15 protein-coding genes are annotated in these 15,602 nt (G+C 38.2%); all 15 read left to right on the forward strand.

Features of this window, described 5'->3' with window-relative positions; translation table 11 throughout:
- Window positions 1–34 precede the first annotated feature (34 nt).
- The 15 genes from IX83_RS02510 to IX83_RS02580 all read left to right on the forward strand — a co-directional run bounded on the left by IX83_RS02510 (window position 35) and on the right by IX83_RS02580 (window position 15,578).
- Window positions 35–1,354 carry a replication-associated recombination protein A gene (locus tag IX83_RS02510; protein ID WP_038501426.1) on the forward strand — a complete coding sequence of 440 codons (1,320 nt, stop codon included), beginning with the start codon at window positions 35–37 and terminating at the stop codon, window positions 1,352–1,354.
- A gap of 627 nt (window positions 1,355–1,981) precedes the next feature.
- Window positions 1,982–2,206, forward strand: coding sequence for a Flp family type IVb pilin (locus IX83_RS02515; RefSeq protein ID WP_038498845.1), 225 nt, complete (start codon window positions 1,982–1,984; stop codon window positions 2,204–2,206).
- Between the two features lie 340 nt (window positions 2,207–2,546).
- A complete protein-coding gene (locus IX83_RS02520) occupies window positions 2,547–2,792 on the forward strand; it encodes a Flp family type IVb pilin (protein WP_038498848.1) in 246 nt (81 codons plus the stop codon).
- 27 nt (window positions 2,793–2,819) lie between these two features.
- Window positions 2,820–3,269, forward strand: coding sequence for an A24 family peptidase (locus IX83_RS02525; protein ID WP_201770251.1), 450 nt, complete (start codon window positions 2,820–2,822; stop codon window positions 3,267–3,269).
- A gap of 36 nt (window positions 3,270–3,305) precedes the next feature.
- Window positions 3,306–4,097: an RcpC/CpaB family pilus assembly protein gene (locus tag IX83_RS02530; protein WP_038498851.1), complete on the forward strand. Its 792-nt coding sequence runs from the start codon at window positions 3,306–3,308 to the stop codon at window positions 4,095–4,097.
- A 1-nt stretch (window position 4,098) separates the two neighbouring features.
- On the forward strand, window positions 4,099–5,523 hold the full coding sequence (locus IX83_RS02535) for a type II and III secretion system protein family protein (RefSeq protein WP_038498853.1): 1,425 nt from the start codon (window positions 4,099–4,101) through the stop codon (window positions 5,521–5,523).
- A gap of 93 nt (window positions 5,524–5,616) precedes the next feature.
- Window positions 5,617–6,750, forward strand: a complete 1,134-nt coding sequence (locus IX83_RS02540) for a pilus assembly protein (protein WP_038498855.1) — start codon at window positions 5,617–5,619, stop codon at window positions 6,748–6,750.
- Window positions 6,751–6,768: 18 nt separating this feature from the next.
- Window positions 6,769–8,055: a CpaF family protein gene (locus IX83_RS02545; RefSeq protein ID WP_038498858.1), complete on the forward strand. Its 1,287-nt coding sequence runs from the start codon at window positions 6,769–6,771 to the stop codon at window positions 8,053–8,055.
- Entirely contained in the window at window positions 8,052–8,948 is an 897-nt protein-coding gene (locus IX83_RS02550; protein ID WP_038498861.1) for a type II secretion system F family protein, read from the forward strand. Before IX83_RS02545 ends, IX83_RS02550 begins: the two co-directional genes overlap by 4 nt.
- A gap of 10 nt (window positions 8,949–8,958) precedes the next feature.
- On the forward strand, window positions 8,959–9,819 hold the full coding sequence (locus IX83_RS02555) for a type II secretion system F family protein (protein ID WP_201770252.1): 861 nt from the start codon (window positions 8,959–8,961) through the stop codon (window positions 9,817–9,819).
- The gene (locus tag IX83_RS02560) at window positions 9,809–10,666 is read left to right on the forward strand and encodes a tetratricopeptide repeat protein (protein WP_051919114.1); all 858 of its coding nucleotides are present in this window, start codon (window positions 9,809–9,811) and stop codon (window positions 10,664–10,666) included. Before IX83_RS02555 ends, IX83_RS02560 begins: the two co-directional genes overlap by 11 nt.
- 40 nt (window positions 10,667–10,706) lie before the next feature.
- Window positions 10,707–11,213, forward strand: coding sequence for a TadE/TadG family type IV pilus assembly protein (locus IX83_RS02565; protein ID WP_038498864.1), 507 nt, complete (start codon window positions 10,707–10,709; stop codon window positions 11,211–11,213).
- Window positions 11,213–11,806: a tight adherence pilus pseudopilin TadF gene (tadF, locus tag IX83_RS02570; RefSeq protein WP_038498867.1), complete on the forward strand. Its 594-nt coding sequence runs from the start codon at window positions 11,213–11,215 to the stop codon at window positions 11,804–11,806. The genes IX83_RS02565 and tadF overlap by 1 nt, the downstream gene beginning before the upstream one ends.
- A 91-nt stretch (window positions 11,807–11,897) precedes the next feature.
- Window positions 11,898–12,920: a protease SohB gene (sohB, locus tag IX83_RS02575; RefSeq protein WP_051919116.1), complete on the forward strand. Its 1,023-nt coding sequence runs from the start codon at window positions 11,898–11,900 to the stop codon at window positions 12,918–12,920.
- Between the two features lie 537 nt (window positions 12,921–13,457).
- Entirely contained in the window at window positions 13,458–15,578 is a 2,121-nt protein-coding gene (locus tag IX83_RS02580; RefSeq protein WP_038498873.1) for a KAP family P-loop NTPase fold protein, read from the forward strand.
- The last annotated feature ends 24 nt before the right edge of the window (window positions 15,579–15,602 follow it).

Here is a 15,602-nt window from a genome sequence, read left to right on the forward strand (position 1 = left end):
TGATAAACGAGGTGCAGCCCAATCAAGCAATAAAATGAAGTCACATAAAACGCTTGAGCCGATTTCCCAACCTTTGGCAGAGTTGTTAAGACCTCAATCTTTAGATGAAGTAATTGGCCAAAAACATCTATTAGGCGAGGGTATGCCATTGAGATTGGCTTTTGAAGCCCATAAACCCCATTCGATGATTTTTTGGGGGCCACCAGGAGTGGGTAAAACAACTTTGGCTCGATTGACAGCAAAGGCCTTTGAGGGAGAATTTATCGCTTTGTCAGCGGTATTCTCAGGGGTAAAAGATATTCGTCAAGCCATGCAACAGGCATCAGAATATTTGGAAAAAGGCCAAAAAACTATTTTATTTATTGACGAGATTCACCGCTTTAATAAATCGCAACAAGATGCTTTATTGCCTTTTGTGGAAAGTGGCTTGGTAACTTTTATTGGTGCAACAACGGAAAATCCGTCTTTTGAAGTAAATTCTGCCCTGCTGTCTCGATCGCAAGTGTATGTGTTACAGGCTTTGTCAGATGATGATTTAAAGGCATTGATTCACCGAGCAAAAGAAAAGTCCTTGGTGAGTTTGCAGTTAGATGAAGAGGCGGTGAATGCGTTAATCGGTTTGGCTGATGGTGATGCAAGACGGCTGTTGAATTTATTAGAACAGCTTGATATGGCGGCTCGGACGGAACATTTATCGACGGTAGGTGCTGATTTTGTTTATCAAATAGCAGGTACGACATTAAGACGGTTTGATAAAGGGGGCGATCAGTTTTATGATCAAATATCCGCTTTGCACAAATCGGTTCGAGGTTCTCACCCTGATGCGGCCTTGTATTGGCTGTGTCGAATGCTGGATGCGGGAGCCGACCCCAAGTATTTATCACGTCGGATTATTAGAATGGCTTGGGAAGATATTGGCTTGGCGGACCCTAAGGCCGTACAAATTGCCAATGATGCAGCCAGTACGTACGAGCGTTTAGGCAGTCCTGAGGGTGAGTTAGCTTTGGCTGAAGCGGTGATTTATTTGTCCGTAGCACCCAAGAGTAATGCGGCTTATATGGCTTATAATCAGGCTCGTGCCTTTGTTAAGAAAGATGCGTCTCGTGCAGTTCCTTTGCATTTACGTAACGCACCGACCACATTAATGAAAGATTTAGGCTATGGACGAACTTATCGTTATGCACATGATGAGCCCAATGCCTATGCCGCGGGAGAGCAGTATTTTCCTGATGATTTGCCTGAACCAAAATGGTATCAGCCAGTGGCACGAGGATTAGAAATTAAAATCGCCGAAAAATTACGTTTTTTAAAAACACTGGACGAAGAATATGCCAAAAAACAGCCTCCTCAGTGATATGGTTGTTTTAGCATGAGGTGGTTTTTGGTGAGACGAGAACGAGCGTGCTAACGAATACGTCAAAAAAACAGTCTCCTCAGTGATATGGCTGTTTTAGCATGAGCTGGTTTTTGGTGGGAGGAGGTAAAAAATCATGTTTGTATGTGATAAATTCACGATGAAATGTCTGTAAAACTATTCACTTTAGCTTGTTTATTGGGATATGTTTGTGCATTGTTAAGTAGTGAGTCAGTGATATAAATCAGATAAAGGACTAAAAAGCGAGGCTATGTTGCATGTTCGATAGCGTAATAGGCATGAATTATAAAGTTGGACAAAAATATATAACAAAAATGTTACATTTTTAAAAAATCTTGTTCTATAGCGGTAAAAAGTTTATATCTACATGAAATAATTAAATAAATTTAATATTTGACTGTGATTAATATTAAATAAATGTCGTAAAAATGTAACAAATATGTAACAAAAACCCTACTATCTTTACAAAATATTTCATAAATGTTTCATTCGTAAAAATAAGCATAGCATTCTGAAAAATTACTCGTTATACTGTCATTGTTGTTAGCGAAAAATGTTGAGGGACATGATTCGCATCGTTTAATTTGTTTATATTGGAGTTTAATTATGTTAACAAAAGCTTATATTGCATTAACTGAAGGTCTTCGTTCTTTCCGTAAAAACACAGAAGGTGTAACAGCGATCGAATACGGTCTAATCGCAGTAGCGGTTGCAGTACTTATCGTTGCTGTATTCTACAACAAAGATGGCTTTATCGTTAAATTACAAAGCAAATTTGGTGATTTGACTAATAATATTAATAACGCTAGCACTGCTGTTAAAGGTAGCTAATCTTTGTGGTTTAACGAAGGTGTAGAGAGGGGGTGCATGCCCCCCTTTTTTTGTTAAAGTGTTACAAGGAATATCAAAATCTTTCTTTTGTTAGAAAAATACCACACTTTGAGTAGGGTGATTTGAAAAAAGCATGAAACTGCTTGTTTTTAAATGTTAAATTACCATTAGAAATGTTTTTCTGTGAAGAAAGATAAAAAGAATAAATTAACGGTGAACAGCTTGCTTACAGTGTTTCATGTTTCGTTTTAAGTTTTTCACAAATGTTACAAAAGTGATTTTTATGTCCGATGGATATTGTGTAAATAAATGATTAAAGAATAAAATAAAGGGGAGTAGTATGATTAGGGCAGTGGACATTATTTTATCGCAGTGTTTTTTTTCACTTGACCTGCAGTTACCCTTGTTCTTGAAGTCTAAGAAAGCGGTTACAACGATTGAGTATGGCTTGATCGCGATGGTGGTGACTGTTTTAGTGGTGTTTGTGTTTTACGGTAGTGATAGTTTTATTCACCAAGTGGCAGATAAATTTGAAATGCTTTCGTCGCATATCTCCAGTGCAATTCAAGAAAGTGGAAAATCGTAACGATAAGATAGTTTTTGGTAAACCAGTATGATGGCATCTCCAGCAAGTTATTTGGCGATAGTAATATTCGCTGTGTTAGTTTATGTGTCAGTGACGGATTGTCGATCCCGCACGATTAAGAATGAAGCCGTTCTGGTCTTATTGCCTTTACAGTTAGCATTTGCTTATTTATTGTTTAATGAGATTTATTTTATTCCGGCCATCGTTACCTTAGTGGTCGGTTTTTTGTTGTTTATGTTGAGGGTGATAGGTGCTGGCGATGTAAAGTTGTTAAGTGTGTTAATGCTCGCGGTGCCTGCTGACCAAGTGATTGAACTGTTTCTTTATATTACGGTTTTTGGATTGGTGGAAATTATTATTGGTTTGATCTTTTTTCGTCATGCGTTTAAGACGCGTGGCGTGCCTTATGGTGTAGCCATTTCGTTGGGATACACACTGCTTAGCTTGATGAATTTGGTGCCTCAAGTTAAACTATAGGTATAAAGGAATAACGATAAAATATTAGGAAATAAGATGAATTATAGAACCTTGTTTGTCATTTCATTTGTGATTTTGGCAGTGGCTGTTGCAGGTCTTTTGCTGATGCCGAGCTTTGGCGATGATTCTTCGTCTGAAACAGTCTCCCAAGACTCAAAGCCTGTCGTTGAAGAAAAAGTAACAAGCTCCTCTGAGAGTCGCGAAACCGTTCCTATTAAACGAGTGATAGCGAACTACAATTTGTTCCAAGGCGATATTATCCAGCCAGATGATTTTAGAATCGAAGAAGCTGATGTAGATAAAGACAGTCCTGAAATTCAGGATGATATTAGTGCGGTATTGTCTCAGGCACCGAATGGTAGTATCCAAGGGTTTTTAGTGACGACAAATATCGATGGCGGTACGGTTGTGCCTGTAGATGCTTTGATATCACCCGATGATCCTAATTTTTTAAGAAAAACAATTGATAAGACAAAAGAAGTTGCTTATCAGTTTTGTGTGCCTCCACAGGAAAGTTTTGTGTTGGATACGTTGGATAATGGCTCAAAGGTTGATGTTTACGTCACCGCAGGCATGAATCCTGATAGCCAGCCTTTTTTCCATAAGGTGTTAGGCGGTATCGATGTATTGAGAATAAACTATACCCAAGCAGAAAATGAAGAAACAAAAGAACAACCTGCTTGTGTAGCGACTGTGCGTTTGCGTATGACACCGAAACAAATTCGTGATTTGTATGTAACGCCAGGATCGAAAGTATTATTACCATTTGATGAACAAATTCCAGCAGTCAATCGTGGCAGAGCGGTGCGTGCGTTACGCGGAGGTTAAGATGTTTTTAAGCAATCGTTTTTTGAAAGTATTTAGTGTCGTTACGTTGGCCACGGTAGCAAGTGTTGTTCAAGCCGCTGCTTATCGTTTGGAGATGGGTGGCAGTCATGTTGTTAACACAAATAAAGATATTGATACTGTGTTTGTATCGAATTCTACGATTGCCGACTATGAAGTGGTGGGTGATCGTAAATTAGTCGTTTATGCGAAGGCTGAGGGTACCTCTCAGGTGACCACCATCGGTGCAGACGGAGAAGTGATTACAGATGACCAGTTTATTGTGGTGGGTAATGCGTTGGGGTATTTAAGTGATACGAATCGTCAAATTCGAGCAAGATTCCCTAATACCAGCCTAGTCGTTCGTAAAATTGGCCAAGCTTACATTATCGAGGGTAAAGCAAAGACTTGGGCTGAAAGTAAACAGGTCGAACATATTGTGGGTGAAGCATTGGGTTTAGAGTCGGAAGTTATTCAAAAAGGCTTTGAAACTGATTTGCCTAATAGCGGTTCAGGAAGATTTTTAGATGAATATCGTTACAAAGGTTTGATTAATAACGCCATTGTTGATGAACCCTCACAGATTAATGTGAAGATGACGATTGTTGATGTCAGTAAAAAGTTTAAGGATCAGTTGGGTATTGACTGGTTTGCTAGAGATGGTAGCTTGAATCGCGGTATTGGCTTTGGTGCGAATATGTCAGGTTCTGGTACGAATTTTTCAGGTAGTATTACCCCAGGCTCCTATGGCTTAGGTCTCTTTAATTCTAAACATATCAGTGCTTTCTTTAATGCCTTAAATGATGATACCAAAGGTCGCATTTTGTCAGAACCTAATATTTCCGTATTATCAGGTGAAACGGCAGAGATTTTAATCGGGGGTGAATATCCTTATACCACCGCTTCTAGTACCTCAGGTGTCGCCAATACCACTGAATATAAAGAATACGGGATTAAATTGAAAATTGGTGCAAAGATTGATAGTCACGATAAGATTCGTCTAATGATGTACCAAGATGTTAGTGAAATTCAGGTGGAGCCATCTTTGAATTCGAGTGGCGACTCTATCGCTCGTTTGGTAACCAATCGTTCTCGTTCAACCATTGAGTTGAAAGATGGTGAGAGTTTTGTGATCGGTGGACTTTACTCTAAGAAAGATTCAGAAAGTTTAAAGAAATTCCCATTATTAGGTGATTTGCCGATTATTGGTGCTTTCTTTAGAAGTGCTTCAACACATACTGAAGATCGCGAATTGATTATTGTGGCAACGGTGAATTTAGTTAGACCTACCGTGTCTCCAGAACAGTACTATCCTGAGTATGACGATCGTTCTATTTATGAGGTGTTTTTTAATACGACACCGATTAAAAATAGTGTGTGGCGCAGTAGAGCAACCAAGTTCATACAAAAAGGTGGTTTTATTCAGTAATACACCGCCAGTGTTATCTGGACAGATGGGTTAGGTTAATCTAAATTAGAGAGAAATTTTTAGGTCGAAAGGCTGTTTAAAAAAAGGATGAATATGCTTTTACTTGACAGGGAAAATTTAGATAAAAAGACACTGGAAAGTGTACGCAAGATTGTCATTATTTCGCCACAGACGGAACTTAGTTCGCAAGTAGCAGGATTGTTGCGTACACATGGTTTCGAAAATTTAGAAATCAAAAATGAGGGCTTGGATACCATTCGCAGTTTATCACTGCAAGCCGATGAAGTCTTGGGGGTGATTGTCGATATTGGTCAAGTAAATGATGTCAATGAAATTTTTCAGATACTTCAAGGCCTTGTTCCACAGAAAGTCTGGTGTTGTTTGTTAGGGGAAAGCGATTCCATCAGCTTGGCTCAGTCTTTCCTCCAAGAAAACATTCTGTACTTTCATTCGGCCACACAGCTTCAGTTACTGGTTCAACGCATCGTTGCAGGTATTGATATTCCACGTAGTCGCCAAACAGTCGGTATTTGTGTATTGGGATGTAAGGGTGGTTTGGGTGCCACGATGATTGCTTCACGCATTGCTGATTTTGTAAGTAATGATAAGAAAGTGCCTGTTTTGTTGGCTCAGGGTGCCAATGGTTCGCAAGACTTAGATATTTGTTTTGATAAAAAATTAGGTCGAGATGTGGTGGATTATGATGCCAATCTACATCTTTACAAAGGCGATCCCCAAAAACTATCTGAAAAAACGATTTCTATTTATAACTTTGTGGTGTATGACCAGCCTATCCATAATCTTGAGAAAGAAGAGTATGCGTCTATCTTGTCTCATGCCCAGAATTTTGTGTTAGTGGTGGATAGAAGAGTGCCATCTTTACGTGTCGCACGACAGTTTTTAGAAGAAGCTCAGCGTTTAAGCACGTCAACGGGTAAACCGATACGTACATTTGTGTGTGTTTCTGATAATACCCCTGATAAGCCAAAATTTATGGCAAAAGCGGATGTGGAACATTTGATTCGCACTAATGTTGATGCAGTCATTCCATATATTCGTGGTTCTAGTAAGAACAAAGTCTTGGATGTCAAATTAGGCAGACAGGGTGAAAAAGCAATGGATGATTTGGTGTTGAATGTATTGGGTATGGTTTCTCGTCGCACCAAGAACAATAGCACCAAGAAAAATTTCTTAGACAATATTGTGGCCTATTTGTTGAAGAAGTAATACAAAATGGGATAAGTTATGTTGACCAAAGAGCAACGCATATTCTTTAGAAATGAATTGCTAAGTAATTTAGATATTGATCGTCTTGATGATCTAAGTAGCGATAGAGAACGGATGATTAATGAATTACTGCAAGAAGTCTATCGAATTGCAGGAAGAAGTAACCAGCATTTAACGAGCGTGGATGCTAACCAATTAGCGAATGATACGGCTGATGAGATTGGCGGTTATGGACCACTACGTGAGTTAATGGAAGACGATACGGTCAATGATATTCTTGTCAATGGTCCAGATGATGTGTGGGTTGAGCGTGCTGGCTTACTCCAAAAAACAGATAAAAATTTTGTAAGTAATGAACAATTAACCGATATTGCTAAAAGAATGGTCAGTAGTGTGGGTCGTCGCATTGATAATGCCATGCCTTTGTGTGACTCACGTTTGCCAGACGGTAGTCGTTTGAATGTCGTGATTCCACCTATTGCGATTGATGGTACGTCGATTTCTATCCGTAAATTTAGTAAGAATAAGAAGACATTAGAAGAATTGGTGAATTTTGGCTCAATGACGCTTGAAATGGCCAACTTTTTGATTATTGCATCGCGATGCCGAGTGAATATTATTGTTTCAGGTGGAACGGGTTCAGGTAAAACAACTTTGTTAAACGCTTTATCTTCTTATATTTCACCAACCGAACGGGTCATTACTTTAGAGGATACGGCAGAATTACGTTTGGATCAGCCTCACGTTGTCCGTTTGGAAACCCGTAATGCTGGGGTAGAAGGAACAGGCGAAGTTTCGATGCAGGCATTGGTGATTAATGCGTTACGGATGCGTCCTGAAAGGATTATTATCGGTGAGTGTCGTGGTCCAGAAGCCTTCCAAATGCTACAGGCAATGAACACAGGACACGATGGTTCTATGTCCACTTTGCACGCCAATAGTCCTCGTGATGCCATCAGTCGTTTAGAGTCGATGGTCATGATGGCTAATGCTAACTTACCGATGGAAGCGATTCGTCGTAATATTTCTTCGGCGGTAAATATTATCGTTCAAGCATCTCGTTTAAACGATGGCTCACGTAAAGTCACCAATATTACTGAAGTGATGGGGATGGAGTCAGGTAACGTGATCTTACAAGATATTTTTACTTTCCAAGCCAGTAAATATCGAGATGAAAAAGGTAAGATCGTTGGTGAATTTATTAATCATGGTTTGATTACACGTTCAGCTGTTTGGCAAAATGCCCAAGTATTCAAGCTTAGCGATGAGATCAAAAGCATTTTTAGAAGTGTGGAGGAAGAATGATATTAGAGCTTCTTTATTACTTCGTTTTTGTTTTTGGTTTGTTGCTCTTGTCCTATACAACCGTCACTTGGGTCAGAATACGAGCATTGGTAAACTCAGGCAGTCACTCGTTGCGTGCCCAACGTATCCAGATTTCCAAAGAAAAATTTAAAAATACGATACGGCTGTGGTTTTACTATTACTGTTATGGTAATCCGAAAAATTATCCCAAAAGCGTATTGATTTCAGTGATTGCGTTTTTGGGGCTATACATTCTGAATTACTTTTATGTTCATTTGACCAATATCACATTTGTGTTATTGTTCTTACTGGCATTTGTTATTGTGGTTTGGAAATTAGGAAAGCGTCGCAACAAAAAAATATTTGAACAAAGTTTCCCTGAAATCTTGCAGGTCTTGAATTCAGCATCCAGTGCTGGGGTGGGGCTTTTACAGGCGTTGGAACGTTGTGGTAAAGATATTGATGGCCCTGTTGGACAAGAATTTAAAAGTATTTATCGTCGCTTATCTATTGGTGAAGACCCCATTTCAGTGTTTGAAGACAGTTACACACGCTATCCTTATAAAGAATATTATTTCTTTATCATGATTATTCGTTTGAATTTATCTCGTGGCGGTCAAATTCGTGAAGTTATTTCACGTTTAGGTAGGGCTGTTGCCAATTCTAAGAAAAATGAACAGAAAAAACGTGCGATGACAGCAGAAGCAAGGATGTCTGCGATGATTGTCGCCTGTTTCCCGATTGGATTTTTCTTGTTTATGCAAGTGACGATGCCTGAAAACTTCGAGTTTGTGATGTATAACCCCAGCGGACGAATTATCCTTTATTACGTATTTGGTAGCGTCAGTTTGGGGATGGGTATTATTTGGTGGTTAATGAAAAAGGCAACTTAATATGTGGTTCATGTCTCCTATTATGACATTTTTTGTCGTTTTTGCCTTAGTCATTGTCGGTATCGTGATACTGGTGGTGGCCATTTTATCCAAAAAGAAAATTGACTATCTTGCTCAGATAGTTGATGGCTTGCATCCATCTGAGAAAAAAGATGCCGAGATTAAACAAAACAAATCTAAACAGCAGTTAGAAGTTGAGTTATTGATGGTCAGCAATAGTAACTTCTTGCGATTTTTGTCATTACTTGATAAAAATATGAAAATTAAATATCTGACCGTTTTGTTTTTGAGTAGTTTGTACTATCTCTTTAACAGGGATATGGATTTACAAGGCTTTGCGTTGACCTTTGGGGTCTTTATGATCATTATTATCGTGTTACCTGGTATTTTGACAGGCATGGTTTTAAAGAGCAAAGTGAAAAAAATCATGGAAGACCTGCCTAATTTTGTCGATTTAGTCGCGGTTTGTTTGCAGGTTGGTTTGGGATTAGAGGGTGCTTTAAAACAAGTAGCATTTGACTTTAAAGTACTGAATCCTGATCTTTCTTTTATTATGATGAGAATCTTGCGTAAGGCCGAAATTGCGGGCATGGAAGTGTCACTACAAGATTTGGTGGTATCATTACCTACTAGTGAAATTCGTATGTTTTGTACGGTCATGCAGCAGAGTTTAAGCTTTGGTTCATCTATTTATGAACAGCTAATTCAGTTGTCAGCGGATATTCGCGAGATGCAATTGTTAAAAATTGAGGAAAAAATGGGAACGTTGGCGGCGAAAATGAGTGTGCCACTTATTTTGCTCATTATGTTTCCGATTATCATTTTAATTTTGGCACCAGGTATGATGAGGGTATTTCCAAGTGTATTCTAAGTCTATTTTCAGAACGCTATCGATAGTAGGTTTTTCTATTTTGTTGGGTGCTTGTTCAACAAGTAAATTTGGCCTAGATCCTAAGGTTAACGCATCTTCGCAAGCGATATTTATTGACCAAGAAAAATTATTCCAGTCAACTAATAACTGGCGCAATTTGATTGGTTTATATCGCGATGCTTTAAAAAGACATGAAGATTCTGATATTCGTTTGAAACTATCAGAAGCGTACTATATCGTAGGTGATTACAAGGCTTCGATGGTTTATTTGACACCATTACTGAATACAAGCTCGGTTAGCCCAAGAATTCAGCTATTGCAGATTAGAAATTTGGTTAAATTAGCACGCTATGAGGAAGCTTACCAAGAGGCCGTTAGCTTTATTCAGAAAAATCCCGATAGTGCAGAAGCCTATAATCTAAAAGGGATTGCTGCCGCTTACCAAAAAAACTTTTCAGGAGCCAGTAGTGATATTAAGACGGCTCGTCGTTTGTTCTTAAATGATATTGTGGCTGCGAATAATTTAGCCATGATTGAAATTTTGCAAGGAAATTATAAAGGTGCAGTAGATTTGCTTTTGCCTCATTACTCCAATGGCAATCGTGATGATAGAGTGATTCATAACTTGGTGTATGCTTTGGTAAAAAGTGGCGAAATCAAGAGTGCTAAACGCATTATTGAGGCTGAAAACTTTGCTAGTGACGAAGATGATATTAATGAGTTAGTCCATGCACTTCGCATGACGGTGCCTAAGGAAGCTAAACCTGTACGCACCACGCAAACGCCTTTGTTAGCACCTGCCAAAAAGGCTAGTAGCCCTAAGAAAACTAAGAAAAGAACGAAGTAGTTTTTAGAATCGAGAGGTGTTAACAAAAATGATGGACGCGATGATTCGATTATTAAAATGGTTTAGACAATCAACGGTTGGTGCAACGACGGTTGAGTTTGCTTTGTCAATTATCATTTTTTTGTTGACACTGGGTGTATTACTTGAGTTTTGTCGAATTGCTATTTTAGGTGGGTGTTTTGATTGGGCGGTTAGCGTAGCATCCAAACAGATTAAAAACGAATCTCAGATAGTAAATTTGAACGATTACAAGAATAAGTTTAAGGACCATGCTAATCGTAATATCCAATCTACTGGGGTATGCGATTTTGTGAGTAATAACGATATTGAGGCAGATATTTGGTTCTTTAAGAATATTGAGGATTTAAAGCAATACACGGAAAGTGGAAGAGGGGCTAATGTGGACGATATTAGTTTTCCTATCGCGATGTATATGATTAAATATCCTTATAAGGCCTTATTCTTTTTTGCCCCATCTTTTATGACAGATGGTGTGTTTGAACGTCGAATATTGAATATTCAAGAGATGAGTAGAGGGGCAAATTAATGAACACGATAAAAAAATTTTGGCGTACCCAAAGAGCTTCTGTCAGTATAGAATTTGTGCTGATTATTTTTATACTGTGTTTGTTAATTGGTTTTGTATTGGATTTAGTTCTATTACGTTCCACAGAAGGAAAGTTGGATCGCGTCTCTTACTCTGTATTAAATTTGATCAAAGAAAGAACCGCGTTTTACGGCTCTGAACAAAGTGCCAGCCAAGCCACTTTAGAAAAAGATGTCCAAACGATTAAACCGATTGCGGCCTATCTATTATATGGCAATGCTCAAGCACCTATAGATATGTATGTTGAGGTGGTTTCTTTCAAAACACCTGATGAAACGGCTGTTAAAACACGTCGTCCTGTTATTGATGTCTATTCAAAAATAGGTAATAGCGAATGTGTTCCTGCCGTTCCTTTAGATCAATTATTAAAAGAAAAACAAATCGCCGTATATTCTGAAAAAAATAGGTTCTTACCTTTGTATCAAGTAACGGTGTGTGCTAAGCAATCAAGCGTCTTTAAAGGACTGATTGTGGCTTCCCAAAACAAATATGCGTTTGGGTTACGCTCAAGCTCTATTGGGGCCATTCGTTAAATTTGAATTCATACCGCTACTCATTTCACGCCGTTTAAGTCTAAAATCGTGTGGGTAGCGGGATAATCTGCTTATTTTATTTAAAAGGAAGATGATGTCATTTTTCGTAAGTTTATTATTGTTTGTTTGTAAAGTAGTGGTCGTTTTTTTAGCCATTTTCTTGGTGTTGATCATGATTGCCTCTTTGAAAAAACAAAAACGTCAACAAAAAACACCTAGCATATTTCAGTTGCGTTCTTTGAATGAATACTATGAGGATATGGTTAACCAGTTTGATACCTTATTAGACAAAAAGGAATTAAAACAACTGGAAAAAACTAAGAAAAAAGAAGAGAAAGCAAAGAAAAAATCTGAAAAAGAAGAACCGCTTAAAAAGCCATATTTGTATGTTTTAGATTTTGATGGTGATGTTCAGGCTAGCTCCATGGAGGATGTTAGGGATCAAATTTCAGCTTTGATTCAAATTGCCAAGCCTGAAGATGAGGTATTACTGCGGTTAAACAGCCCTGGTGGTTATGTTCATTCATATGGTTTTGCTTCCTCACAGCTGATGCGATTTAAAGAACATGGTATTAAATTAACGGTTGTGGTGGATATGGTAGCGGCCAGTGGTGGTTATATGATGGCATGCGTGGCGGACCAATTAATTGCAGCCCCTTTTGCGATTATCGGATCAGTGGGCGTGTATGCTGGGATTCCGAATATTAATGAATTGTTGGAAAAGAATCATGTTCATTATGAAATGCATACAGCGGGTAAATTCAAACGCACATTAACCGTAATGGGTAAAAATACCGATGAGGGACGTGCTCAGTTCCAAAAAGAATTGACAGAAACTCATGAGTTGTTTAAACAACATATTCAACAAATGCGTCCTCAATTAGATGTTGAGAGCATTGCTACAGGTGAAACCTGGTATGGACAAGTGGCCTTAGAAAAAGGTTTGGTGGATAAGTTGGGAACCAGTGATGATTACATCATGGCACATTTGAAAACTCATAAGATTGTTCAATTAGAAAAAGAAGAACCGATGACGATATGGGACAAACTTAAACATCAAGTATCGGCAACCTTGCAAGCCCCGTTTTTACCGTTTAAAAATTATATTCGTTAAATCATTTATAAACGCTTCGTTTTTTTACCCAATCAGCTTCTTTATCGGAGCTGATTTTTTTATGTAAGAGAAAATATACGAGGTCGCCCAAAGACAAGGTTTTAAGCGGGTTTTGAGAAGGTGGTGAGAGATGAAAGATGAGCGAGTAAGGGGATGGATGAGTGTGAAGTTGTTTAAGAAATATATGAGGTCGCCAAAAGACAAGGTTTTAAGCGGGTTTTGGGAAGGTGTGTGAGATTGGATGTGAGATGAAAGATGAGTATGTAAGGGGGTGGATGAGTGTGATAATTGTTTAAGAAAATATACGAGGTCGCCCAAAGACAAGGTTTTAAGCGAGTTTTGAGAAGGTGGGTGTGAGTGGATGTGAGATGAAAGACGAGCGTGTAAGGGGTGGATGAGTAGGTATTTACTTTAAAAAATACAGTTTGCTTAAATCCTTTTGATGGAGAAAATAGAAAAAACGTATATAATTAAATCAATCATATAAGAATAATAAAACGTATTTGATTCTGTTTATACATACACAAATGGGGTAATATGTTGGGACTAGGACATGAAGAACTTCTGAATCCAAAAGGTTTAGATGATAATTCCTCACATTGGAAATATGCAGTTAGAATTGCGAACGTGATTTCAGAACGATCTGATTCCAAAGGGGTAGTCGTTGCTTTAAATGGGGGTTGGGGAAACGGTAAAACCACGATTCTCAATTACATCGATAAGCTAATTTGCGAAAAAAACGATCATGTTATTCGTGTTCACTTTAATGCTTGGGTGTATGGCACTGAAGAAGAGTTAATGAGAACTTTTTTTGAAAAATCAGCCCAACACATTGATAAAAACTTACCGAAATATGATAAATCTATATACGATTTGATTTATTCCAGTGTGAGCGATTTATTGCCTCAGATGGGGATAAAAAGCTCGGGGGTATTTGTGTCCGAATATATTGGACGCATTATGCAGTCGGGTGTGAGTCACGAGTTAGTGGCACGTTTGAAAAAATCGAATAAGAGAATTTTATTTTTGATCGATAACGTGGACCGCTGCTCTCCTAAAGTTCTCCAACTCATTTTTAGATTGGTGAATTTATCTTCAGAAGTAGATTACACAACGTTCTTGCTTGCATACGATAAAAGTGTGGTTATCCAATTACTACAAGAATTATACGGTTCACATTCTGAAAAATCGGCAGAAGCGTTTATTGAGAAAACCGTGCAAGTGCCATTGGAATTGCCTTTGATCGACCAAAGTTTTCTTTGGAGATTTTATTTTAAAGAGATTGAAGATGCATTGGCTATTTCCAATATGACTTTGACAAATGAACAAACCAGCCAATTCACACGTTTGTTTATCAATGCGTTCAGTGGCATGCAGATTTCTCCTCGAGATGCAAAAGTATATGGAAATGTGTTGTTGTTCTCGTTGCCCATTTTAAAGGGAGAGGTCAATCCTGTTGATTTGATGCTAGTAGAGGGGCTGCGAGTTTTCTCACCCAAGATATACAAAATTTTAAGACAAAACAAAAATACGCTGATTTCTAAACCTACTGAAACAATGAGTTTGTTTAGAGATAGTGAAAATGTGTTTGATAAAGAAGAGTTGAAAAAGCTGGTGGATTTGATTTTTGAAGAGAACCCCCAGATGAGTCGTTCAGGCTTGACTTATTTGTTGGAAAGATTGTTCCCTGTGGTCAAAACACTCAGTTATGATTATCGTATCAAAGACCGTGATTTACTAAGATGGGAAGAAGAAAAACGCGTTTGTTCTCGTTTCTATTTTTCACGTTATTTTAATTACACGATTTTGGATGATGATATTTCGTCTGGCGAAGTTCGCGAATTAATTCATTTCTTCTCACGTTGGGATATTACGAGCACGCCAGAGAACAATCCTTTTGGCACATTTATTAAACGTGAGCATTTGCCAGTGGTGATACGAAAATTGCGTAACCGTGCTAATGAAATGGGGCAAAAAGAGTCACTGGCATTGATTGTGGCGTTAAGTCAAAAAGGGCAGATATTTACGGATGACAATATCTCGGAAAGTATGTTTAGCCTACGCACACAAGTGGCTATGTTAATTGGTGACCTTATTAAGAATATTCCTGAATTTGAGCGGATGGCCGTTATCAAAGATGTTTATATGCGTTCTAATAGTGCAGGATTTATCATTAACTTATTTTATTGGTTACCGTTGAAAAATGATACGCCAGGCCATCCAGGTTTCTCTGAAGAAGATATTGAGACATTAGGGAAGTATTTGGGACAACGATTGTCAATGCTACTTTTAGAGACCATCATCAATAAACAAGAAATAGAAGAGTTGGTGAATATTTTTATTAAGTACTTTGGTCGTGAAGAAACGAGTTCTAAATTAAAAAGATGGATTGAACGTCAACCAGAAGTCTTGCCTTATATCATTCGTTACTTTGTACCTAGTCGGTATAGTAAACAAGATATGCGTAAAGGCGATTTAAGCTTAACTTGTTACGAGCATTTAGTGGAACACATCGATGTAGAAGTGTTGTGGCAGTCTTTGACGACATTTTATCCGCAGTATGCTTGCAAACCAGAATCGTTTCCTTTGCAAAAAATTGATGGACCAGAAAACGTGGATATTTTCATGCGACAGTTTTCATGGTTTTATCAACAATAAATCATACACAACACCCCATCTAGT

It is taken from the genome of Basilea psittacipulmonis DSM 24701 (genome assembly GCF_000743945.1).
GTDB classification, from domain to species: Bacteria; Pseudomonadota; Gammaproteobacteria; order Burkholderiales; family Burkholderiaceae_B; genus Basilea; species Basilea psittacipulmonis.